The following is a 19,918-nucleotide window of genomic DNA, read 5'->3' on the forward strand; positions in this document are numbered from 1 at the left end:
TAAATAGGTGTTCCTTTTCAATACTGGGACACCCATCATGCGCTACCTCACGTGGCTCCAACGCTCAGCCTATGCATTGCTTTTCACTGTGACCCTTCTGGCCGAGCTGACAACGATCATTCCAGACGCGCCTCCCGGACCAGTGACCCTGCCCTTACCCGCTCCCGTCACACGCTGCTCTGATTACTGACGAATCATATGGTCTGGCGTTCCACAGGGTCACTCAGGTATCGCTCGATGCCTGACTCTTTGACTGTGCGAGGGTGGTATACGCACGCACAAGGTGGGCGAGCCTGCCAGGCACAACGGATGCCTTTTTTAGGGCCGTATTCACATTGTGCTCTTGCCATATATCCATAAGCACTGTTTCTTTAACGCCGGTCTGCTTCAAAATGTGATTAAAAATCTTAGGAGGGACCTTGGCAATCACGTACTGCTCGAGACGAGTGTTCTTGTAAAGCGGCAGCCACGCTTTCAGTGCCTCAGTCAACTCATCGAAGCGCGTCTGCTCAATGAGGATTCCGACAACGCTCAAAATCACTCCAGACTGGCTACGCCCTTGCGGATCACTCAAGGCCTCCGCAATAAGGTCGGCCAAAGGCTTCTGCTGCACATCAGGTTGTTGCGTTGTCATGTAGACCTCCTGGAATGAAAAGGGCCGACCCAAAGGCCAGCCCATTTTTGCGTAAAGCCGCCTTAGTCAGGCTGCTTTTGGTCTTACGGTGATATCAATTTCCAGATCTGCGCTGGCCAGCATGTTCACCAAGGCGTCCAGGGAAAACTTGTCGATTTTCCCGTTTAGCAGCTCGCTCAAGCGAGGCTGAGTAACGTGCAGCTGTCGTGCCGCTTCCTTCTGCGGCAGGTCCCAAGACCGAACGGTTTTGGTCAGTACGCGCATCAGCTTCGAGCGTAGCCGAAGATTCTCGGCCTCTTCTGGCGAGTCAACCAACGCATCCCACACGGAGGTAGAGCGTTCGATTGCCATCATTAAAAATCCTCTGTTTTACATCTTTTGCATTCAGGAATAGTACCTCGAGTCGACTGATCTAGATCTATACCCCTAGGTGCATGAAGGGGTAGCTACCTCCCCCCGGTTTTCACCAGGGGTATTGCAGTCCATCAGTCCAACGACTTATAGCGATCTTTTGCCAGATCAATGTCGCGCTTTTCCGTCTTTTCAGTGGTCTTACGGAACGCATGCAGGATGTAGACAGCATCCGGTCGGTTAACCACATAAAACACGCGAAAAGCCCCGTCTTTACATTTGATACGAATTTCCCGCGTTCCGGGCCCTACGCTCTCCATAGGTTTCCAGTCTGCAGGTTCCTCACCCTCTTGGATCAGTTCCAGTTGATAGCCAGCACGCTGCTTTGCCACCACAGGAAAATCCCGCAGGTCTTCTTTACTGCTGCCTACCCATTTGAGCGGCTTTTGCGACGGTCGTTCGTCTAGCATCGTTGAGGTTCCTTAATCGATGTCGGTGTCGATGTCTGAGCGCTTTGGCTGCTTGGTATGCGGTCACGTTGTTGCCCCTGTCTGGTCATTAGGAATGTGCTGATCCTCTCGCTTGCCAGCGCGAGCCTCTCAGAATCAGCAAGAAAACCTTATATCGGTTTCGAGATACAGTCAAGTGTACGTCACTATTTCTATATCGAAACCGATAAACGACAAAAACCCACCGCCTAGGCATCTCCTATACCTATTGTGTGGGTTTTTGTGGGCGGTCCGTCTGCGCTGAGCGAGTGGGAACGCTGGTGAGCTACTCCAGCACTTGCACTGATTGAGGTTCAGTACCGGCAGCCTTCAACGCTTGATATGCCGCTAAATTAGCAGCGTTGGCCGCCTGCGAAAGGTCGCGGGCCTCTTCGGGAGTGAACAAACCAACGATCCGTAGTTCATTGATCCTGCCATGCAGACTTCCATGCCGGAAATGCCGCAGACCCGGTTGATCGTTGACTCGCAACCTTTCGATCGCAGATAGGATCGATTCCAAGCGCTGGGCTTTCACTTGCTCCCATTCAGGCCCCTGTACCCTCGTCATGGCTACGCTCCTCTGCTCAATTGACGATCGATACTGTATCGATCGCTACGGCAGCCGTAAGCAGTGCGTACAGCTGCCGCTGAATTTTTGACTGGACCATGGCGCCGCCCCGAGCCCAGCCGCGGTGTGTATCGCCCTGACCGATGTACTTCCTTTAATGGTGGGCTCAAGCGCCTTGGATGGCACGGCGCCATGATGGGCCGAATTCCGCACCGGTGCAAGATCAATATTGTGCAACTTGCGCAAGTTGCTCGCATTGCTACGCTTGCGCAAGTTGCACACGTTGCGTATCTTGCTCGCCATGCGCAACTGACAGAAGCTGCGCAACACTCCCCAATTGCGCAAGTTGCGCCATTTGGGTAACTTACCCAAGCTGAACAAGTCGAGGACTGGCAATGATCATTCTTTTGGGCTCCGAGAAAGGCGGCGTAGGCAAAAGCAACCTGGCGCAGAACCTTTCTGTACTCATCGCTCAGTCGGGCGGTGACGTCCTGTTGGTGGATGCTGACCCGCAGGAAACAAGCTATGAATGGGCAGCGGAGCGCGAGAGCATGCGCGAGAAGTATCCCAAGGCCGCCCTGGTGCACTATGCGAAAGCTAGCGGCGAGATCCGCGAATGGCTGAAGGAAAAGGCCACCCGCTACAAACACATCGTGATCGATGCGGGGGGTGCGGACTCCAACGCACTGCGTGCGGCAATGACCATTGCGGACTACATGATCATCCCTTTCAGGCCTAAACGCCGTGACCTGAAGACCTTGCCGAACATCGCCAGCCTCATGCGCATGGCGTTGTCGCTGAATCCTGAGTTGCAGGTGCGGGCACTCGTGTCGCAGTGTCCGGCTCTTCCGAGCCAGGTCTATCGCATTCTGGACGCGAAGGCTGCATGCGAGTCTTTCGGTCTTCCGACCCTCAACGCGATCACCATGAACCGAAATTCGTACGATGACGCCGAGGAAGATGGCCTGAGCGTTCTCGAAAACAACATTGATCCGAAGGCCGAAGAAGAGATTCGCGCCATCGCACTGGAACTGTGGGGTAACAGATCATGGCAGGATTAAAAGGGCTAGACGCGGCAAGTGTCGCTGCTCGCCAGGGTACGGTGAATGAAGAAGACCTGAAAAAGTTCATAGGCGGGGCACCCGTACAAGCCCAGCCTGAACCTGCACCCGAACCTGCCAAAGCAGCCAAAAAGCCGAAAGGGCCGACGTTCAAGCGCACTAACTTTTCGCTGGATGAAAAGACAAACAGGCAGATCGACAAGTTGTCGCTGGCACCGCGCACGTTCAAAGCATCCCGAAGCGACGTAATCCGGGCTGGCGTGAAAGCGCTCACGGCAATGCCCCGTGCCGATCTGGTCGCCCTGCTGGCCACTGTGGTGGATGCAGATGCGAGCGGGGAAAGCGAGCAAGGCGAGTAAGTTGCGCAAGTGATGCCAGTGACGCAACTGATATCACTTACGCAGGTGGCGTAACTTGCCTAAGTTAGATCACATGCGCAATTTGCATTATTGCGTAAGTGACACCAGTTGCGCAGCTTGCTCCCATTACACAACAAAAAGCCCGCACACCGCGGGCTTTCTGGTTTCTAGCCGATTAGAACTCGTCAGCTGTTGCCTTCAGCGCGTGCTGCGCGAATGCCTCAGCGGCGTCAGCGAACAACCCGCTAAGCTCACCTTCGCCATAGGCCGCGTAGATTTCTTCAAGGCGCTTCATCACCTTGTCCGGCACGCTCATATCAGCAGTACCTTCAATCACGCTATCCAAATAGGCCTTGGCTTCCTTCACTGCATCATCCTCGCTTTCGTTCTCGACTACAGCAGGTGCCGCCGGCTGGGCAGGAGGCGCCTGGTTGAAGAGGTCATTCTGCTCGATCGCAAACACGCCTTCACCGAATTCCTTCTCCAGCTGCTCATTGGCCGCTTTGACGATGTCCACAAACCGGGCAGGCTCGTCACCAAACAGGCCGGCTGTCTGCTTGCGCTTGGCCTCAGTTTCAACGAACTGGGCCATGGCCTTGAACGCGGTACCCAGGCGCTTGGCGCTGCGGTTGTTCTTGCTGATGAACATGGCCATGGCTGCCACAGCGGGATCTACGCCGCCGAACATATCGCCCTGGCGCAGGAACTCTTCCAGCCCCATGCCGCTTTCCTTCGCCTTGCGCAGCATGTTCGTGGCATCAAGGATGGCATTGACCGCTTCCTGGTCCAGGGAAAGCTCCAGGGAGTCAGCCACCTTCTCGGCGGCAGTTTCGGCGCCGACCTGGTCCAAGTCTTTCGCCCGCATGAAGTCGGGGGCGGCCATGTTCAAGGCGCTGACGATGTTGGCGATTTCAGGCTTGCTGACGTCGGCGGTCAGTTCCAGCAATCGATCGTCGGAGTAAGCGCCAGCGAAGAGGGCGGCTTGAACCCGACTGATCAGGCTCGCGGTTGGGTTTCCATCGCTGGTCAGGTACTGCGCCGCCTCGGCATCACCCAGGCTTTGCAGGAAGGCATTCACGAACGAGCGGTTGCCGGCGCTGGACAGGTCCCCATCGGCCAGTTTGGCCATCATGGCGCTGTCCAGGCGCTTGGCATCGCTACGGGCCTTCTCGGTGGCGGTCATAGCCAACTTGTCATCCTGATTGGCCTCCACAGCGAATTCCGCGCGGTTCACTTCGCTGGTCCGCACACGCACCAGCACAGGCGCTTTCATCGCCTCGATCTTGGCCGTACTCACCTTGAAGTAGTCCGCATGCTCAAGCAGCCATTCCCGGTATTCTTCAGCCTGGCCGATCCGGTAAGCCTCGCGGATGGCCATTGCACGACCATTGCCGGACTCGACCACACGATCCGGTCCTACGATCGGCGCACCGCTGTCGGCGCGGTTGGTGCGACCCAAGCTGTCGGGGTCCAACGACCGGGCAGTCTTCTGCACCCAAGCCTGCGATGTCGCACGGGCGCGGTCTCGCGGCTGCAACTCACCCGGGTAGTCCGGGTTCGCCGTGCCATCGGCCTCATGACTGATGATCAGGTTTTTGGCCTCGATCACCCGGAAGCCCGTGACTACCTTGGTGCCCTTGGCCGTTTTAACGGTGTTCTCCCGGCCCTCAGGGGCGATATCACCGGTATCGTCATCTTGGACAACCGATGGGGCAGGGGGCGGCTCTGCGGCTTGAGCAGCGGCTGCCTGAGTCGCTTCATGCGCTGCCTTGTCCATCGCCGCCAGGCCAAAGCCATCCACCTTGTTACGGCCTGCACGCACCAGGTCACGGCCTACGCCCGACAGAATCTCATCTACCGTGGCGGAAACACCCAGGCTGAAGCCTGCGTCAGTTACCAGCTTGCGCAACACTGCGGGATCCTCAAAGCGCTGAAGCAGGCTCAACGCCCCCAGGCTATCGCCGGCCTTGAGGGAGTCGGTCAGCTTCTGCAAGTCGCTGCGGTTGTCTCGCAGCGATGGATCGTCGCCAAGCATGTCGGGCTGATCAACCTGTGCAGCCTTCTTGATGAACTGAGCCGCAGCCTCTGGGGTAGCGCCAGCCGCGAACTGGGTGTCGACCACCGCTTCGTGCGCCTCCATGACACCAGCTGCATCGCCGTAGGTGGCGCGCATGCTATCGGCCAACGCTTGGGTCACCGCTTCTTCCCAATCGGTGCGATTCTGCGGCTCTGGTGCTGCCTGGATGGCTTCAGGGCCTCGATAGCCTGCGTCCCAGAGTTGCGTGGCCATGCCGGCGATATCCGTGGCCAGGTTGCCGTAGAACGCATCACCAGGGGCCATACCAGCCAGTTTGGCCCGTGCGGCGGCCAGCATTTCCAGCAAGCGCGCGATCTTCTGCGCTTCAGCGTCGTCGGCGCCGTTACCATGGTCCTGGTTCTCGGTGCCGCCGGCCTGCTGGGCCTCCAGCTCGCGCAGCTGCTTGGACAGGTGATATTCGTAGTTGTTGGCATTCACCGGGTAAGTGATACCGCCTTTGTCGAGCGCTTCCTGAACCTCAACGATGCCCTTTTCCAGCCAGGCAATGGCCGCCTTCTTGGTCCCGCCCTTGCCGACCACGCTGCGTGGCTTCACCGTGCCGGCGCGCACGCCCGCTAGTGTGTCCTGGTATTCCTTCAGGCGTTCGGTCAGGGTGTCCATGCTGAAACCTAAGCTTTCGCCGCCGTTCACCTGCGCCATGAACTCTTCACGGGTCATCGGGGTGACGCCTTGGGCCTTCAAGCGCTCGGCGGCGGCATCCGCCTTGGCCAGCGCCCGCTGGGCGTAGCTGACATCCTGAGCCGGGGGAGGGGAGCTGCCATCTTCAGCCGGCTCAGCGGATGCCTTCGGCAGCGCGTCGATTTTGGCCTGCAACTCGGCAATTACAGCGTCCAGCCGTTCCACTTCGGCCACTTTCTCTTGCGCCTGGGCCTTCAGACCTTCCAGCTGGGCTGTCTTTTCCGCGCTGGCGCCAGCAGCCTGAGTGAATTTGGCGCTGTTCTTCTGCACCAGGGCCATGATCCGGCGCACGACCTGGCGTGGGCTGATGTCCTGGCCACGCTCTGGCGCCACCACAACAGTGATGTCCTTTTTGTTCAGTACCCACTTCCAGCTGATCAGGTCGTCAGTCGGCGCCAGCTTGTTCGGCGTGCTGTCTGGGTTGTGGAAGAAGACTGAAACGCTCTGCCCGTCGCTCATGCTGAAGAGCATGGCCACCTGGGTAGTGCCGCGGTTCTTGAAGGGCTTGCTGACCTCGACCGACTCGGCCTTCACTTCGCCAGTATCAGCCTGCATTACGCGCAAAAGCTGATTGGCCTTGCGGTCGAACTGGGCGTACTCGATCACCATGGCGTCAAGCATGCTGCCGTCGCTCAGCAGCTCGGTGATGTCGGCCATGGTGGCGCTGTCGAGCATCAGCTTGTCCTGGTCAAGCCGTCGCAGGTCATAGATAACGTCCCCAACCGTCACGCCTACTGGTAGGTCGTTCTCGCCCCAGGTCACGAACGCGACACTGGTGGCCTTCAGCTGGTCCTCCACCAGGTCACCCGCAGCCAGTGGCTTGCTGAACTTGCCAGCCTTCAGCCAGGCCTTGAACTGGCGGACGGTACACACGACATAGCTGCCCATACCGCGCCAGTCTTTCTGGTAGCTGTTGCGGTAGGCAGTCAGCGCCGTATCGACGTCGTGGAAGCCCAGCACAGCCTTGTGCTCGTCAAAGCTGCCGTCCTTTTTCACCTGGTTGACCACGACCACCAGCGTGCTTTCCGGTACCGGCCCCACGTAAACATCGAAGGCATCGCCGTCAGCGCCTTTGGTGCCGTTGATGTAGCCGTAGTTGGCCATGCACACGATCGACCAGGGCTGACCGTCTTCCTTGCCGGTGCGTGGGGTGAACATGGGGGTTTCGATGGTGATGGGCAGGCCATGCAGCCGTAGGCTGCCCTTGGCGTAGTTGCCGGCACGGACCTGGTCCGCTGTGGGGGTGCGCTTGGCACCGAGACCGAAGGCGCCACTGTGGGCGGCGCTGGCCAGCTGGGTGTAGGAATCGCTCATGCTTCACGGGCTCCGCGGGAAAGTCCCACGATAGCCGCGGCTTGAGGCCTCCCCCGGGGAGGGTTTTCACCCGTAAACGGTAACTACCAACGCTCTTTCGAGGAATGGAGCCGTTCAAAGTCGCCGGCAAGTGAAGATATCCCTGAATACATTCGGTTGAATCTCAGGGTGCCTTGAATGACACCAATCGACTCCAGGAAATGTGGCGCGAATGCACCCAGCAGCTGCCTCTGGATATCAGAGGCTTGCTGCGGATCAAGGATACGCTTAGCGATGATAGAGGCCTGAGCCTCACGGAGTGCGTCCGCCGTCGCCAAGTATCTAGCCTGCTCTTTGGAGCCGTTCTCGTGCCGATCAGCCAAGCCGTTGAGGACTTGGACAACCTCGCATACAGACTCGTAGTTGACCCTTCGCTTGTGCGATCGGTAGATAAAAAAGGCAACTACGCCTACGACGACCAAAAGCACTGGAGTAGACGTATCCATACCTGCTCCCCAACCTTCCCTGTCAGTACTGGCGATCAGCCCAGCTTGATTTTCGGCTCTGGAGCCTTATCGATCAGCTCGCCCACGATTGTCGACTCAGGCACGTTGCGCGCGAACGCCAGCCCGCGAACCTTCTCAATCTGGGAAGCGGTCAGGTAGAAGGCTTTCCGGCCCTTCTCTTCCTTGGGTTCGGCCTTCGCGTCGGTCTTTGCCATGAGGGGTCCTAAGTCGTTGAGAAATTGTGCCTTTATGATATGTCACATTCTCAGCGATACGCCATGCCGGCGGTGAAGAAAGCAGCCGACGGCATAGCGAGTTGTCCGGGGACTGAATTGGAAAGGCCCTGCGCATTGGCAGGGCCTTCTTTTACAGCGAAACCAGCCGCTCCCCCGGGGTTAGGTCTGGTGCTGGGCAAATCATGCCTGGCTTCGGCTCCCACAGGTCATCGCGCACCATCTGGCAATACAACTCCTGGTATGCAACCTCATTCTCGTAATCGCTCTGGCCAACCCATCCGTACCCGGCCATAAGCATTCCGCCTAGCAAACCCCAAACAAGTTGCTTGGGGACGATCCCTACAATCTTTCGCATGACGTTTTCCTTCTCTCGCTGGTAGTCGCACTCCGCGACGAGGAAAACATTATAATTTTCTTGGTTTTCTTACAAGGGAAAACATTACCTTTTTATTGGTATTTTTAGCCATGAAGATCATGTCATCCGCTACCGGCTACTCAGGGGACCCCATAACGCTCATAGCAATGCTCGATCCGGCTACCGGCGTGCTGGCGATCGTGAAACGTTCTGAAGAGTTTCGGGAGGAACCCCAACCAGGCTTTGCCTTCGTCACCAATGTGCGGTGCGAGGCCTATGATTGCCTGTTCCAGGAAGAGCATTGGGACGATGCCATCAGGGCCTACAAGCAGGCCGAGGGCAACGAAATGGTGGCCTTTGACGACGAGGTGGCGCGGTACACGCCGCGCATCGAGGTGGACGGCATTGACGAGAAGGGGCAGCAATACCGCTTGCACCCCGATCTACAGAACGGGGAGGTTGCAGTCCTGGGGCTGGTTCACTTCCAGCAGCGCCAGCGGGGAATCCTGACCGCTGAAGAGGCCATGGACGAGTGGTTTGACCTGATCAGGATTTAGCTTCGGATTCTTCCGCACCGTCTTCGGTTTCGTCAGGATCTTTGGCTTCAGCCGGCGGCTCGCCTACCTTCCACTGATCTGCGATAGCCCGGTGAACCATATGCAGCACTGGGCCGTCCTTGCCGGGCTCTTCGACCAAGGCATATTCCGGCAGGTCGTTCACCTTCACCAGCTCCCGGACCGCTCGTGTGAACTCTTTGAACGTCCCGGTGCTGCCGCTGCGGTCAAACAGGGTCTTGAACCCCCAAGCGGCAGTGCCCCGGCCAGCTGCCTTGCGCGCCAGCCGGTAGATGAACCTGGCAATGCCTGACTCGCGCAGGAAGTAGTCAGGATGCACCGTCAGCACGTCCGGGCGGCTGCCCTGAGTTATCTCGTTGTACATCCAGTCGGCAATCTTGATTTCGATGTACTCGACCTTCTTCTTCGCGTTACTGACGGTCTTGAATGGGCCGATCAGGTTCTCGCCCTCGTTCACGGTCACCACCTTGCCGCGCACCTGGACAGTTCGCTCGATGCCGACAAAGGTAGTGCTCAGGCGCTCCAGCGCGCCCACGACCGCGTCCTTCTGGTTACCACCGTTGTCCTTGCGGCAGAACTTGAGCACGTCACCAATGTGGGGCTTGAAGATCTGCGACGGCTTCTCGCCTTTGCCGTTCTGGTACCGGTTCATGGCCTCAGTGAGGTGCGACACGGCCATCAGCACAATGTCGTAGTCCCAGACTGACGCCATACCGTGCGGGCCGGAGGTGACCACCACATGGCCATCGGGTAGGTCGTAACGAATCATCGCGTTCTCGCGCTTGTCTTTCTTCGACAACCGGAAAACGGCCACGTCCATCACGCCGCGGCTGTCCTTGGCGCCGACGTCGTAAAGCACGGGGGTGAAGAAGTCTCCTTGAGTACCGGGCATGTCGGCCTTACGGCGACTCGGCTTTTCGGCCTTGGGCTTGGGCTTGGTTTTCCGCTTCGATGGGGCTTCGGCTTCGCCAGAGGCCGGCGCTTCGACTCTTTCCGCAGTGGGGGGCGGCGCTGGAGCCTGTTCGGGCGACAACAGCTCGTGCTGCACTTCTGCCCGCTTAACGGATGACTTGCGCGCCTTTCTCACCGCCCCCTTCTCCTGGAGCGCCTTGAGGCTGCGATTCAGCCTGTCATCTGGGCCAGCAGTAGAGGTTTGAGAAGCCATCGGCAGTTCCGTCCTGATTCGATCCGTAAGTACACCCGGCAAGGAAGCCGAGGCTGGATGATAAGGCTTTCACCTGGTGTGAGAAACCGCCATCGAAAATCGGAGGGTCGCGCGGTGGGTAAATTACGGAATTTTTCGGCCAAACCCGCATAAACCGGGCTCTGGAGGGGTGCCGCACACCGTAATTTACCCACCAAGGGCCTTTCTGGAGGCCAGGAGTAGCGCGGTTTCCGTAATTTACCCACCCACCACGGAAAAACGTAATTCACCCACCCAAACCAGTAATTCACCCACCAAAAAGCGTAATTTACCCACCCGAATCAGTAATTTACCCACCCGCCCACAGGGTTGTGCACATCCCGAAAACCGCGCGAATTATGGCGTTGAGCCACTTATTCACATTGCCCAAAACTATATTTAAAACGTTTCTAAAACTAATAAAACGTCATTTACCCACCGGTTTTTGTGTGCGGCACCCTGTTGGGCCGTAGTCCTGACAGCGGTAGCAGCGACAAACGAGGACTTGCAGGCCGGTGGTTCGGCAATAAATTGGGGCGCTCATGGTGTGTCAATTTCCAATAATTCAGATTCAGTGAAGGGGATGTCGTAGAAACCCAGCTGCCCCTTCACCGGGGTAAAGGGCAATGGCACGGCATCACGCAGCACCAGAGCGACATAACCCATGTACCAAGGCGATGGGCTGAAGGGCAGGCAATCGACCAAATCAACCGCACCCACAATGCCGCCCCGGGCAAGATCGTTGAACGGCGGCAGGTCAACGCCGCGCGAGCGGGCGAACGCCACGCAATCGGTGTATTCGTCCCAAGTCATGCCCTTAGATGCCACCACCAGGAAGCGACCACGGAAGTTGGTACGCCTGGTACGGTTCTCGATGTCTTTGACCAGGCCTGCGGCCACAGCCGCTGCACGCTCTTCAGCGTTCACCAGGTCAGGCCTGGTGATCAGCCAGGCCCACGGTTGACGAATGCTCAGGGCTTTCATGCAAGCTCCATCTGTTCACGAAGGGGAGTAGGTTCAGCTGGATCGGCCACAGCAACGTTGTTGTCTTTGAGGAACTTGGCCGCCAGGTCGCGCAGCTTGTTCCCGCCGGTATCCAGGCGCTCAAGCAGGTTGTCTTGAGGGTTTCTCACCCCTTCGATCTGCTCGCGCTTCACACCCAAGACATCCGAAACGATTGGGTCGCTACCCTCGTCGGATATCAGGAAGTACGCCATTACGGGGTTCTGCTGGCCGTCACGGTGTACACGGCCCGTGCACTGCTCATGCACGCCCGGCGACCAATCCAACTCACCGAACACGACGGTGCTACAGACGTGTTGGAGACCGTCGATACCAGCGCCAGCACGCAGGCTGATCAACATGACGCGGCTATCACCGCGAATGAACGCTTCTTTGGCTGCCTGCTTCTGCGCAGCAGACTCACTGCCGGTGTACATGCACGGGTTGTATTCGGCCAGTTTCTCGGCCCAGATTTGGTACACGTCACGGTGCCAGCCGAACAGCATCACCTGCTCACCACTCTCAACCAGGAGCTTGACGAACTCCGCCACATACGGCGCTTTCGCCACACCGGTCGCGTGCCGTACCAGCAGGTCCAGTTCGCCAGCGGCCTGCATCTTCTCGCCGCGGTAGCTTTCGTTCTTGGCCATGATGGTCCTGGCCAGCGCCACCGCATTTCCGGTGATGCTTTCCAGCACCTTGGCGTCGGCTTCGATTTCGTGCGGGATCTTCGACAGCGCCGGCAGCTCGCGCCCGACTTCTTTTCGCGTGCGTCGGAGCATGATGCCTTCACGGCGCAGGTAACTGCCGAACAGCTCGGCATCATCCAGCTTGGGCTTGTCCCCAAAGCCGCTGACGCACCATTCCCGGATGAACTCGTCGTAATCGCCCAAGGAGTCCGGTAGGAGCACGTTGACGACGTGGTAGAACTCACCGCCGTAGTTGTAGATCGGCGTTGCAGTGAGCCCCATGCGCAAGCGCGCCCGAGCGGCCAGATACTGGCAGGCACGGTAGATATCGCTGCCAGGGTTACGCAACTGCTGGCATTCCTCGAATACCACGTACTGTGCTATCTCACCCAGGACCTCAGCCCAACCTCGGAGCTTGTGATAGCTGACCAGGATGACGTCAGGCAGGGTGTCCCACAGGTCTTTGATCCGCTGGCGGGGTTGCCTGGTCAGCGGGTATGGCTTGCCGGCGCGGATATGGTGCACCCGTAGGTTGGGCGCGAACTCGGCCATTTTCTCAGGCCAATGGTTCGGCAGCGCCGCGGGGTACACGACCACAGCCGGCAGGTTGGCCGGAATGGCCATTGGGCACATCCCCGTAACGGTCTTACCCAGGCCCAGGTCATCAGCCAGCAGCAGGCCGCCACGAATCTCCAGCTGGGTCGCAGCAACGCGCTGGTATTCACGGGCAGGCTTGGCCAGCTCAAATGGTGGGATGGCCAGCCGTCCTGCAACAAGGTCGGCCAGGCTCGTCTCCATTTGCACATGCTCAGCGGCCAGTGCCTCAAGTTTGGCACGCACGTCTGCCGCCATATCCATGGGGTAACGCTGGAGGAACCACAGCAGCTCACGGCTGTTTTCAGCGCTGGCGAGCAGCTGCTGGGTATCCGCCGCATGCTGCGCCATCCGTGGGAACACGCGCTTGAGCCGGGAGCGCACTTGTGGCTCGCAGCTGACGAACCAGCTGCGGCCATTGAAGTCGACGGCACCGAAAGTCATAGGTATTGCCTCACCAGGCGGACCATTTCAAAGGGTTTGTTTTGCCAATCCGGCTTTTCCACCAACGGCTGGGACGCCCAGCGCGGCGTGCCGGCGAGAATCACGCCCGTCACTTGGGGAAGGTTGATATACCGGTCTACCTGGCGCAGGGCGTCGGACATGGAGCCGTCGACCTTCACTTCGATCACGATGCCGTCCACCCAGAAATCCACGCGGTTGCGTGCGTCCAGGGCGTACTCACGGGTGAAGGCGAAGCCGTTGTCTTCCAGCACCTTGGCCATTGATTCGTGCAAGGCGACTTCGCTGCTGTAGCGGTAGGCGAAGCGGGTCAGATGGTTGGCAATCGCACGCAGCGCCAGGCGGGGCTCAGACATGGGCGGCCTCGGCGTCGATCGTCAGTGGCGTGTCGTTCCACAGCGTCACCAGCTTGCCCAGTGAATGCCCGCCATTGTGGGGGAGCTGTACGTTATGCCCGCAGCCAATACACACCAACCAGTTCCGCTGGGGGTGGGTTGAACGAATCTCTACCTTGCCAGGCTCTATCTCTGCACCGCAGGCGCGGCAGTCACGCATAAGCGAATGCAAGAGGCGCAATTGTCCGTCGGTATCAAGCTGGCTGGCCGCAATATCAACTGCGCGCTCGAATTCGATATCAGTGTCATAGCTGGCGCGATCAAGGCCCCGCTTTCCGTGCATACAGTCCCCCAAAATGGCCTGGCAGGCCTTAATAAACTATCCCCGGACATTATGCGCGAATTTTACAGGCATTTCGCTAATGTTTTTTGAGGATCCTTTGTGGGACAGCAGGATCAGAAACGGCGCCAATGGGCGCCGTGGGGGAGGGGATCAGGACTTGCCGCCTGGCTTGTGCGTTTCCGCCCAGCCTGGCCGGCCTCGCGGTGGTTCTGCGGGCGGTGGACGGCGACCAGGTGCCGGCGGCTCAATGGCAGCTCTGTCACTGCAAATACGCCTGTAGAACCCATGTTCAGCGTGCGGGCCCTCCCATTCCTCGGGCATGCGAAATTGCAGTTTGTGCGCCAGCCCACAGGGGTTGTAGTCGGCTGGCGGCTCGCCACGGCGTGCCCAGGGCTTGAAGCGGGCGCAGTCGTGGCAGTATTCGACGTTGTCCCAACCCTGCTCCTTTTCAAGCCGCCGATTCAAGAGCTCGTCTATCAGGTTTTGGTCGGTGTACTGGTCCAGGCTCAACCGTGCTTCTCCAGCGCGCTCGCCACAGCCTGGTCCAGCGCTTTGCCGTGGAGTACTTCACCCAGGCCGCACCGAACCACCGGTACGTCGCCGCAGCTGGCGCGCGCGCTCACCGCTTGGTCACGCAGGAAGCGATAGGCCTCAGCGTCAGGGCCTGCGGCCTTCCACATTTTCCAAGCGATGGATTCCAGGTAGTGCAAGTAGTCGCCGCATGGCTTTCGCTGGCTCAGTGAGTGCTCTACGGTCGATCGGAAACCCTCACCGCAACGGCGCAGCTGCTCTTCCATGTAGGCGGCCTCAAAAGCCTTACGGCTGCTCATGCTTTACCCTCGGGGAACAGCTGCATCATTTGTTCGACCTGGCCTTCAAGCCTATCCAGCTCGTCAAGCGCTACACGCAGCGCGCAGTCGGCTTCGTAGCGTTCGCGGTATGCCGCAAGCGCCTTCTTTTCGAGGTCCGAGCAGCGCCTGTACCAGAGCGTGCCGGCGAGTGCCCCGCCGCTCAGGTAGCCGCACACCAGCCCCAGCAGCACGATCAGTAGAAATCCATCCCAATCAAACACTGCCACCCTCCTGGGCGGCTTTCGCTGCCTCCTTGGCTTGGCCAGCTGCGATGGTTTCCTGTTCCTTGTCGCGCAGGTTGTCGCAGAAGAACACTTCGGTATTGAACTCGTCGGTCTTGAACCGGAGCAGCTTGATAGCCCGGTCACCCTTGCGCTTACTGTTCAACCGGCGCAACGCCCCGGGGCTCACCCAGCCGGCGGGCTTCATCGGTTGATCCGCCCGTTGCCGGTACAGGCCAGCCTCGGCATGCGGCAGCAGCTCGCTCAGGTCTTTGACACTCAGTTCAATGCGGCGGGCGCCTTCGTTCTGTGCTCTGTGCACCAGCGCGCGGACGTAGGCCAGGATTTCTTGGCTCATGGGTTCAGTCTCTCTTCTGGGTCCAGGCGGAACTCACGGCACAGGGCGTAAGCCTGGGTCGAGGCGATGGCGAAGTAGTCACGGACCAGGGCCCAGCGCATGGTGGGGACTCGGGTAGGGCGCATCTTGCGCATTGCAGCAGCGAGCATTTCGCGCTCGTCTACTTGAACGCCGGCCAGGATCATCGGACACCCCCGATCGATCCCAGCAGGTTGAAGCGGTCACATTCCTTTTGACGCATAAAATTATCCCCGGACATTTATGCGCCGATTAAACAACAATTTTATAATGTTTTCGATAGTCTTTTTTGCTGGTGTGCTTCTTCACTCTGTGAAGGGCTCGCCGTAGGCATCCATTCCATTGGCATTGAGGTGCTGCCGGCCTTCCTCGGTGAGGAAATAGATACCCTCGGCAACGTCCACCATCGACAGCGCCAGCAGGGTCGCCAGTGCGTCCTGGTCTTGAATCTCGTCCTCGGTTGCAGCATCTGCCTTTGCGATGGCCACCAACTGCGCCAGCGCCTGGTCATCCATCTGGCGGGTACCGGCGTTGTCCAGCATGGCAATGGCCGCTCGGAATGATTCAGCCATGTGCAACTGGTGGCGCATCTGGGCGATATCGCCGCTCTCCAAGCTGATCGGGGCGTTGTGCTCCACGATCTGAAGCCCGATTTGCAGATAGGCCTTCGCGCCTTCGGTTGAGGCGGTGGCGCTGTCCAGCATGGTTCCGGTGGCCGCGGCCAACTCGGTGGCTGCAACGTAGGCGCTGGCGAATGGAAGCACCCCCATGGGCTCTCGCACGCTAGTGTCCGCGGCTGTCGGCGGTTCTTCGCGGGCCACTGCATCCAGCATCGCGGCGCAGGTTCGGCCCTTGTCACTCAGTACGTTCTCGCCCTGGTCGGTGTAGCGGTCGACCATGCCGAGGTCTACCAGGACGTCACGACCAGCCTTGCTGGCCACCTGACCATCCTCCAGGACATTCCCGTCTGCGTTGGCCAGCTGCATCAGCACTTCTCGTGCTGCGCCGTTCTGGTCGTCCAGTTCGCGCGGAACGGAATCGGTCATTGCGCCGCCGTCCAGCTGGGCCTTCAGCTGGGCAATGGTGGCCTGCTTGGTGCCGATCTGGGCGTCCAGGTCCGCAATTTGCTGATTGAGCACATCGACCTGCTTGGGCTTCGGCGTGCTCATGCCCTTGGGCAGCGCCACAGCCTTGCGGGCCTGGGCTTTTTGGAAGGCTGCCTGGTTCTTCTCGGCCATGCCTGCAATCTCGGCTACGGCCTTGGCGGTGTCGGTGTGCTCCCTGAGCGGCTTTACCGAGCCGTTCAGCAACACCTGGTAGATGTCACCGGTACCGTTCACGCGCAAGGTGATGGTCTGCCCGCTGGCCAGCACCAGCAGCGCCTCGCGGTAGGTGGTATCGGAGGAGCGGCGTGGCTTGGGGCTGAATTCGGTGGAAACTACGGCCTGCCCGGCACGGCCCAGCAGTTGGCTGACTTGCTTGAGCGCGGTTTCGGCGCCAGCAGCGGTAGAGAAGTCGAGGGAGTTGGTTTGCGGCACGGTGGACCCCTGAAGATTGGTTTGGGGTCCATTGTGCGGCGGTGGGCGGCAGCCACCTGGTGGGCGTTTGCTAGTTGGCCATCACATTCACAGCGCCGCTGGCGGTGTGGCCACAGCTTGAGGCGTCACCGGCCCGGCATACGGGAATACCGCCTGCCATGACGGTCGCGCTCGATCCAACCATCACCTGGGCAACGTGCAACCCGTGCGGGTCGACTTTGGCGCCCTTCACTGCGATTGGCGCCCCGTTAACGAGGACATTGGGCACCAGCACACCGCTGATGGTGCCGCCGGCCTGGTCGATACCTGCTCTTGATACACCTGGCATGGTCCTTTCTCCTTAGTTGAGGCTGATTAGCGCGGCTATCTGCGCGATTTGGGCCGGGGTGATGGTGATAGTGCTGGCGCCTACTTGCAGCAGTATCTGGGTACCCGCCGTAATGGTGACCGTCTGCCCGGCATCGATCGCAACTGTTTTGCCTGAATCCAGATTGATACTGATACCGGAATTCAGCGTGTAATCCTTGTCTGCATTCAGCTCGAAGTTGTCGTGGTTCCAGCGTCTGGTACCGACCTCGTTTCCCACGTTCACCGGGCGGTGCCCCATGATGATCGGGTAGCGCTCATCACCACCACGGAAAGCCACCCACACCGGCATATTCACCACCACGCGGATTTCCGTATTGGGGGAGTCGTCGCCAATCGGGTAGCACATTTCGGCAATGGGCCATTCGTTGGCGCCATCGGTGTAGGGTGGGATTTCTACGCGAATTTCCCGCCGGCCACGGTCTACGGCCCGCACAAAGGCCGGTACAAGGCTAGGTAGCATTGATCAAACTCCCCAGCCACAAGCGGCTGTAGCTCTCCATGGCGCCCGTCTTTTGCACACCAGCGTGCGCCGCAGTCATCACCACCAGGTTTTCCCCGGCTACGTTCAGCACATGGCCGGCCTGTATCTGCTGGCACTGTTGCGAGTCGACAGTCTTGGTGCGCACCAGGACGCACGACGAGTTACGCAATTGGTGCTTGTCTCCGCGTGGCAGGAACTGCACCACCCGCGAATCACCCATCTGGCCGGTGACGATCGCGCCCCTATCATCCACGGTGTACCAGCTGGGTACGTGCTGGCGTTCCAGGAATTCGCTGTCGATCTTCGCGCTGCTGTCGACCTGGCCAATGGTGTCGATCGCCGTTTGACGCGCCAGGTCGGTGAGACGCATGGCCTGCAACTGCCCGCCGGCCATCACCAGCACCGCACCTTCTTCCTGCAACACCGTGGCAAGGCTGTAGCTGGGCTGCTTACCGCGGAAACAGGTGAACCTCGGTACGTTGAAGTCGCCGTCACCAATACGCATGTAGGCGCCACAGCTGCGCAGTACGTTCGATAGCGCCGCATTGCGCAGCACTACTGCCTTGGCCAGCGGCTCGGCCAGAGGGGCGCAGTTTTCCAGGAGTGCGGTCACGCTCATGGATTGCTGCTGATCGCGGCCCTGAACTTGACCTTGGGGCGGATCACGCAGCGTTTTGACGATCTTGTACGGCAGGTTCTCCCGGCCAGACCACACCGTGACGCCCTTCTTCAGGCGCTCTTCCACGCCACTGATTAGCTTCACGGTGAATTCCAGGTTGCGCGGGATCGGCGTAAGGTCGGAGCGGTTCACCCAGCGGATTACCACGTCCGTAGGGATCTGGTCGCCCAGCTCACCGCGCTCACTCAGAAATACGTTCAATGTGCTTCACCATGTGCTCGCGGTCGGGGCCTGAGCTTTGCTGCGCGTGAACCTTACGGACTACCGGGTAACCTGGTGGCACGTTATCCGAACCATCGTTCTGTTCGTCTTCACCCGGGGCCCGGAATACAGGCACAACGCACTTTAGGGCCACGTCCCCGGCCAGAATCTTGATGTTCTTCAGGTCGTGTTCTGCCCGCATCCAGTCAATGCGCTTGGTCTCCAGCTGTATCGGCGCCGGCACCTTGTACTGCCCGAACTGGTAGGTGGCATCGAAGTATCGGTGCTGGGGCTCCTGCATGTAGGCGCTGAGCTGCGCGGCAATGGATTTGGCGGTGTCTGGGTCGCTGGCGAAGATGACGACCTGAATCCGGCGGTCGTGCATGTCCTGCCGATGGTCGTACCAGGAACCACCTTTCAGGATCTGGATACGCTTGAAGCCGGTGTGCTGGCCGCCCCAGTCCGGCCCTGTGCCCAAGAAATCATCGTCCGTGGCCAGAATGACGATCGGCAGCTTGGTCGTTGCCGCCTTGGGCCCGTTCTCGTTCTTGCGGTACTGCGCCAGCATCGCCTCGGCCTTGTCGATCATGCGAGACGGCGCCCACTGCATGGCCTGGGCAGGCGGGCGAGACTTGAATTCCTTCAGCGCAGGGGTATCGGCGTACAGGCCCTGGAACCACTTGAGCATGTACCAGCCGAAGGCCTCTTTCTGCTGGATGAAACTTCCGTTGAGTTGAGTCATTGGCACCCCAAAAAAGGGACAGCCCGTTACCGAGCTGCCCTGCGCCCCTGGAAGAGCGTATGTGTTATTCCGCCGGCTCTTGCGGCTCTTCTACTGGCTCAGGCTCACCTGCTTCTTCTGCCAGCTTGGCCTGGTCGGCAGCCTGCTTGAGCGCCAGGAAACTGATGGTTTCGCCCTTCATGGCCCGGTGCAGCATCTTGTACACCTGGGTCTGCATGAGCGGACCAGGCCAGTAGAGGCCGTCCAGCTGCGCCAGCACGTTCTGGTCCATGTTCTCCCGGATGAAGGCCACCGGAATCCACTGGTTTTCCACCATGATCACTTCCGCGCAGGCGGCCAGATCGACGCCGCGCTCGCGCAGGGTGTCGGCATCCACGATCAGGCCCTCGTGGTCATAGATCTTGAGGTTGGCGAAGCCCGAGGCCTCGGCGCCCATGCGCTCGATGTCAAGAGTGACGGTCTCGCCTTGGGTGAGGATTGCGCGCTGGAGCACGGCGCATTCTTTATCGTCCAGGCCAGCATCGCCACCAGGTACCACGTTGTCGCCGGCATTGCGGATGGCTGCGAGCAGGCCTTCTACGGTTTGAAAGCTGGACCATTGGCCGGCGACGAAGGCGATACAGATATTCAGGTTGCTCATGGGGTGTGCT

24 protein-coding genes are annotated in these 19,918 nt (G+C 59.4%); 3 read left to right on the forward strand and 21 right to left on the reverse strand.

Going from position 1 to position 19,918, the window contains the following annotated elements; all coding sequences use genetic code 11:
* Window positions 1-223: 223 nt before the first annotated feature.
* From ACNFBR_RS27175 to ACNFBR_RS27190, 4 genes are all read right to left on the reverse strand, one after another.
* Window positions 224-634 (reverse strand): hypothetical protein, encoded by a 411-nt coding sequence (locus ACNFBR_RS27175; RefSeq protein ID WP_416737595.1) that lies wholly within the window; start codon window positions 632-634, stop codon window positions 224-226.
* A 66-nt stretch (window positions 635-700) separates the two neighbouring features.
* Complete coding sequence (locus tag ACNFBR_RS27180; RefSeq protein WP_416737645.1) at window positions 701-985, reverse strand: helix-turn-helix domain-containing protein; 285 nt, start codon at window positions 983-985, stop codon at window positions 701-703.
* Window positions 986-1,119: 134 nt separating this feature from the next.
* Window positions 1,120-1,455, reverse strand: coding sequence for a type II toxin-antitoxin system RelE/ParE family toxin (locus tag ACNFBR_RS27185; RefSeq protein ID WP_416737596.1), 336 nt, complete (start codon window positions 1,453-1,455; stop codon window positions 1,120-1,122).
* 304 nt (window positions 1,456-1,759) lie between these two features.
* The gene (locus ACNFBR_RS27190) at window positions 1,760-2,041 is read right to left on the reverse strand and encodes a hypothetical protein (RefSeq protein WP_416737597.1); all 282 of its coding nucleotides are present in this window, start codon (window positions 2,039-2,041) and stop codon (window positions 1,760-1,762) included.
* Between the two features lie 395 nt (window positions 2,042-2,436).
* Between ACNFBR_RS27190 and ACNFBR_RS27195 the strand changes: the two genes are divergently transcribed.
* Complete coding sequence (locus ACNFBR_RS27195) at window positions 2,437-3,102, forward strand: AAA family ATPase (protein ID WP_416737598.1); 666 nt, start codon at window positions 2,437-2,439, stop codon at window positions 3,100-3,102.
* On the forward strand, window positions 3,090-3,461 hold the full coding sequence (locus ACNFBR_RS27200; protein ID WP_416737599.1) for a hypothetical protein: 372 nt from the start codon (window positions 3,090-3,092) through the stop codon (window positions 3,459-3,461). The genes ACNFBR_RS27195 and ACNFBR_RS27200 overlap by 13 nt, the downstream gene beginning before the upstream one ends.
* A gap of 175 nt (window positions 3,462-3,636) precedes the next feature.
* Here the strand turns inward: ACNFBR_RS27200 and ACNFBR_RS27205 are convergent, their stop codons facing one another.
* Window positions 3,637-7,551: a hypothetical protein gene (locus ACNFBR_RS27205; protein WP_416737600.1), complete on the reverse strand. Its 3,915-nt coding sequence runs from the start codon at window positions 7,549-7,551 to the stop codon at window positions 3,637-3,639.
* Window positions 7,552-8,071: 520 nt separating this feature from the next.
* Window positions 8,072-8,251, reverse strand: coding sequence for a hypothetical protein (locus tag ACNFBR_RS27210; RefSeq protein ID WP_416737601.1), 180 nt, complete (start codon window positions 8,249-8,251; stop codon window positions 8,072-8,074).
* A gap of 486 nt (window positions 8,252-8,737) precedes the next feature.
* Here ACNFBR_RS27210 and ACNFBR_RS27215 point away from each other — a divergent pair, with 486 nt between their 5' ends.
* Window positions 8,738-9,184 carry a hypothetical protein gene (locus ACNFBR_RS27215; protein WP_416737602.1) on the forward strand — a complete coding sequence of 149 codons (447 nt, stop codon included), beginning with the start codon at window positions 8,738-8,740 and terminating at the stop codon, window positions 9,182-9,184.
* Here the strand turns inward: ACNFBR_RS27215 and ACNFBR_RS27220 are convergent.
* The 15 genes from ACNFBR_RS27220 to ACNFBR_RS27290 all read right to left on the reverse strand — a co-directional run bounded on the left by ACNFBR_RS27220 (window position 9,174) and on the right by ACNFBR_RS27290 (window position 19,908).
* Window positions 9,174-10,367: a replication initiator protein A gene (locus tag ACNFBR_RS27220; RefSeq protein ID WP_416737603.1), complete on the reverse strand. Its 1,194-nt coding sequence runs from the start codon at window positions 10,365-10,367 to the stop codon at window positions 9,174-9,176. The two genes, ACNFBR_RS27215 and ACNFBR_RS27220, sit on opposite strands and share 11 nt — an antisense overlap.
* A gap of 558 nt (window positions 10,368-10,925) precedes the next feature.
* Complete coding sequence (locus ACNFBR_RS27225; RefSeq protein ID WP_416737604.1) at window positions 10,926-11,369, reverse strand: ASCH domain-containing protein; 444 nt, start codon at window positions 11,367-11,369, stop codon at window positions 10,926-10,928.
* Window positions 11,366-13,114 carry an SNF2-related protein gene (locus ACNFBR_RS27230; RefSeq protein WP_416737605.1) on the reverse strand — a complete coding sequence of 583 codons (1,749 nt, stop codon included), beginning with the start codon at window positions 13,112-13,114 and terminating at the stop codon, window positions 11,366-11,368. The genes ACNFBR_RS27225 and ACNFBR_RS27230 overlap by 4 nt, the downstream gene beginning before the upstream one ends.
* Window positions 13,111-13,488, reverse strand: a complete 378-nt coding sequence (locus ACNFBR_RS27235; RefSeq protein WP_416737606.1) for a hypothetical protein — start codon at window positions 13,486-13,488, stop codon at window positions 13,111-13,113. Before ACNFBR_RS27235 ends, ACNFBR_RS27230 begins: the two co-directional genes overlap by 4 nt.
* Window positions 13,481-13,810, reverse strand: a complete 330-nt coding sequence (locus tag ACNFBR_RS27240) for a hypothetical protein (protein WP_416737607.1) — start codon at window positions 13,808-13,810, stop codon at window positions 13,481-13,483. The genes ACNFBR_RS27235 and ACNFBR_RS27240 overlap by 8 nt, the downstream gene beginning before the upstream one ends.
* Window positions 13,811-14,316: 506 nt before the next feature.
* The gene (locus tag ACNFBR_RS27245) at window positions 14,317-14,640 is read right to left on the reverse strand and encodes a hypothetical protein (protein WP_416737608.1); all 324 of its coding nucleotides are present in this window, start codon (window positions 14,638-14,640) and stop codon (window positions 14,317-14,319) included.
* Window positions 14,637-14,882 (reverse strand): hypothetical protein, encoded by a 246-nt coding sequence (locus tag ACNFBR_RS27250; protein ID WP_416737609.1) that lies wholly within the window; start codon window positions 14,880-14,882, stop codon window positions 14,637-14,639. Before ACNFBR_RS27250 ends, ACNFBR_RS27245 begins: the two co-directional genes overlap by 4 nt.
* The gene (locus ACNFBR_RS27255) at window positions 14,875-15,240 is read right to left on the reverse strand and encodes a hypothetical protein (protein ID WP_416737610.1); all 366 of its coding nucleotides are present in this window, start codon (window positions 15,238-15,240) and stop codon (window positions 14,875-14,877) included. The genes ACNFBR_RS27250 and ACNFBR_RS27255 overlap by 8 nt, the downstream gene beginning before the upstream one ends.
* Window positions 15,237-15,389 (reverse strand): hypothetical protein, encoded by a 153-nt coding sequence (locus tag ACNFBR_RS27260; RefSeq protein WP_416737611.1) that lies wholly within the window; start codon window positions 15,387-15,389, stop codon window positions 15,237-15,239. Before ACNFBR_RS27260 ends, ACNFBR_RS27255 begins: the two co-directional genes overlap by 4 nt.
* A 174-nt stretch (window positions 15,390-15,563) precedes the next feature.
* Complete coding sequence (locus ACNFBR_RS27265; protein ID WP_416737612.1) at window positions 15,564-16,796, reverse strand: hypothetical protein; 1,233 nt, start codon at window positions 16,794-16,796, stop codon at window positions 15,564-15,566.
* A 70-nt stretch (window positions 16,797-16,866) separates the two neighbouring features.
* Window positions 16,867-17,124, reverse strand: a complete 258-nt coding sequence (locus ACNFBR_RS27270; RefSeq protein WP_416737613.1) for a PAAR domain-containing protein — start codon at window positions 17,122-17,124, stop codon at window positions 16,867-16,869.
* Between the two features lie 12 nt (window positions 17,125-17,136).
* Window positions 17,137-17,625, reverse strand: coding sequence for a hypothetical protein (locus ACNFBR_RS27275; protein WP_416737614.1), 489 nt, complete (start codon window positions 17,623-17,625; stop codon window positions 17,137-17,139).
* Window positions 17,615-18,526, reverse strand: coding sequence for a hypothetical protein (locus ACNFBR_RS27280; RefSeq protein WP_416737615.1), 912 nt, complete (start codon window positions 18,524-18,526; stop codon window positions 17,615-17,617). Before ACNFBR_RS27280 ends, ACNFBR_RS27275 begins: the two co-directional genes overlap by 11 nt.
* Window positions 18,507-19,268 (reverse strand): hypothetical protein, encoded by a 762-nt coding sequence (locus ACNFBR_RS27285; RefSeq protein ID WP_416737616.1) that lies wholly within the window; start codon window positions 19,266-19,268, stop codon window positions 18,507-18,509. The genes ACNFBR_RS27280 and ACNFBR_RS27285 overlap by 20 nt, the downstream gene beginning before the upstream one ends.
* A 64-nt stretch (window positions 19,269-19,332) precedes the next feature.
* Entirely contained in the window at window positions 19,333-19,908 is a 576-nt protein-coding gene (locus ACNFBR_RS27290) for a hypothetical protein (protein WP_416737617.1), read from the reverse strand.
* Window positions 19,909-19,918 lie beyond the last annotated feature (10 nt).

Origin of the sequence: Pseudomonas sp. NY11955 (assembly GCF_048068035.1) — a bacterium.
In the GTDB taxonomy this organism is placed as follows: domain Bacteria; phylum Pseudomonadota; class Gammaproteobacteria; order Pseudomonadales; family Pseudomonadaceae; genus Aquipseudomonas.

Bases quoted from the DNA above. Each gene is read 5' to 3' on its own strand.
- ACNFBR_RS27200 (WP_416737599.1), top strand. From the start codon at position 3,090: ATGGCAGGATTAAAAGGGCTAGACGCGGCAAGTGTCGCTGCTCGCCAG.
- ACNFBR_RS27180 (WP_416737645.1), bottom strand. From the start codon at position 985: ATGGCAATCGAACGCTCTACCTCCGTGTGGGATGCGTTGGTTGACTCG.
- ACNFBR_RS27195 (WP_416737598.1), top strand. From the start codon at position 2,437: ATGATCATTCTTTTGGGCTCCGAGAAAGGCGGCGTAGGCAAAAGCAAC.
- ACNFBR_RS27235 (WP_416737606.1), bottom strand. From the start codon at position 13,488: ATGTCTGAGCCCCGCCTGGCGCTGCGTGCGATTGCCAACCATCTGACC.
- ACNFBR_RS27270 (WP_416737613.1), bottom strand. From the start codon at position 17,124: ATGCCAGGTGTATCAAGAGCAGGTATCGACCAGGCCGGCGGCACCATC.
- ACNFBR_RS27245 (WP_416737608.1), bottom strand. From the start codon at position 14,640: ATGAGCAGCCGTAAGGCTTTTGAGGCCGCCTACATGGAAGAGCAGCTG.
- ACNFBR_RS27175 (WP_416737595.1), bottom strand. From the start codon at position 634: ATGACAACGCAACAACCTGATGTGCAGCAGAAGCCTTTGGCCGACCTT.
- ACNFBR_RS27230 (WP_416737605.1), bottom strand. From the start codon at position 13,114: ATGACTTTCGGTGCCGTCGACTTCAATGGCCGCAGCTGGTTCGTCAGC.
- ACNFBR_RS27210 (WP_416737601.1), bottom strand. From the start codon at position 8,251: ATGGCAAAGACCGACGCGAAGGCCGAACCCAAGGAAGAGAAGGGCCGG.
- ACNFBR_RS27220 (WP_416737603.1), bottom strand. From the start codon at position 10,367: ATGGCTTCTCAAACCTCTACTGCTGGCCCAGATGACAGGCTGAATCGC.
- ACNFBR_RS27290 (WP_416737617.1), bottom strand. From the start codon at position 19,908: ATGAGCAACCTGAATATCTGTATCGCCTTCGTCGCCGGCCAATGGTCC.
- ACNFBR_RS27225 (WP_416737604.1), bottom strand. From the start codon at position 11,369: ATGAAAGCCCTGAGCATTCGTCAACCGTGGGCCTGGCTGATCACCAGG.
- ACNFBR_RS27275 (WP_416737614.1), bottom strand. From the start codon at position 17,625: ATGCTACCTAGCCTTGTACCGGCCTTTGTGCGGGCCGTAGACCGTGGC.
- ACNFBR_RS27285 (WP_416737616.1), bottom strand. From the start codon at position 19,268: ATGACTCAACTCAACGGAAGTTTCATCCAGCAGAAAGAGGCCTTCGGC.
- ACNFBR_RS27205 (WP_416737600.1), bottom strand. From the start codon at position 7,551: ATGAGCGATTCCTACACCCAGCTGGCCAGCGCCGCCCACAGTGGCGCC.
- ACNFBR_RS27215 (WP_416737602.1), top strand. From the start codon at position 8,738: ATGAAGATCATGTCATCCGCTACCGGCTACTCAGGGGACCCCATAACG.
- ACNFBR_RS27260 (WP_416737611.1), bottom strand. From the start codon at position 15,389: ATGCTCGCTGCTGCAATGCGCAAGATGCGCCCTACCCGAGTCCCCACC.
- ACNFBR_RS27255 (WP_416737610.1), bottom strand. From the start codon at position 15,240: ATGAGCCAAGAAATCCTGGCCTACGTCCGCGCGCTGGTGCACAGAGCA.
- ACNFBR_RS27240 (WP_416737607.1), bottom strand. From the start codon at position 13,810: ATGCACGGAAAGCGGGGCCTTGATCGCGCCAGCTATGACACTGATATC.
- ACNFBR_RS27185 (WP_416737596.1), bottom strand. From the start codon at position 1,455: ATGCTAGACGAACGACCGTCGCAAAAGCCGCTCAAATGGGTAGGCAGC.
- ACNFBR_RS27190 (WP_416737597.1), bottom strand. From the start codon at position 2,041: ATGACGAGGGTACAGGGGCCTGAATGGGAGCAAGTGAAAGCCCAGCGC.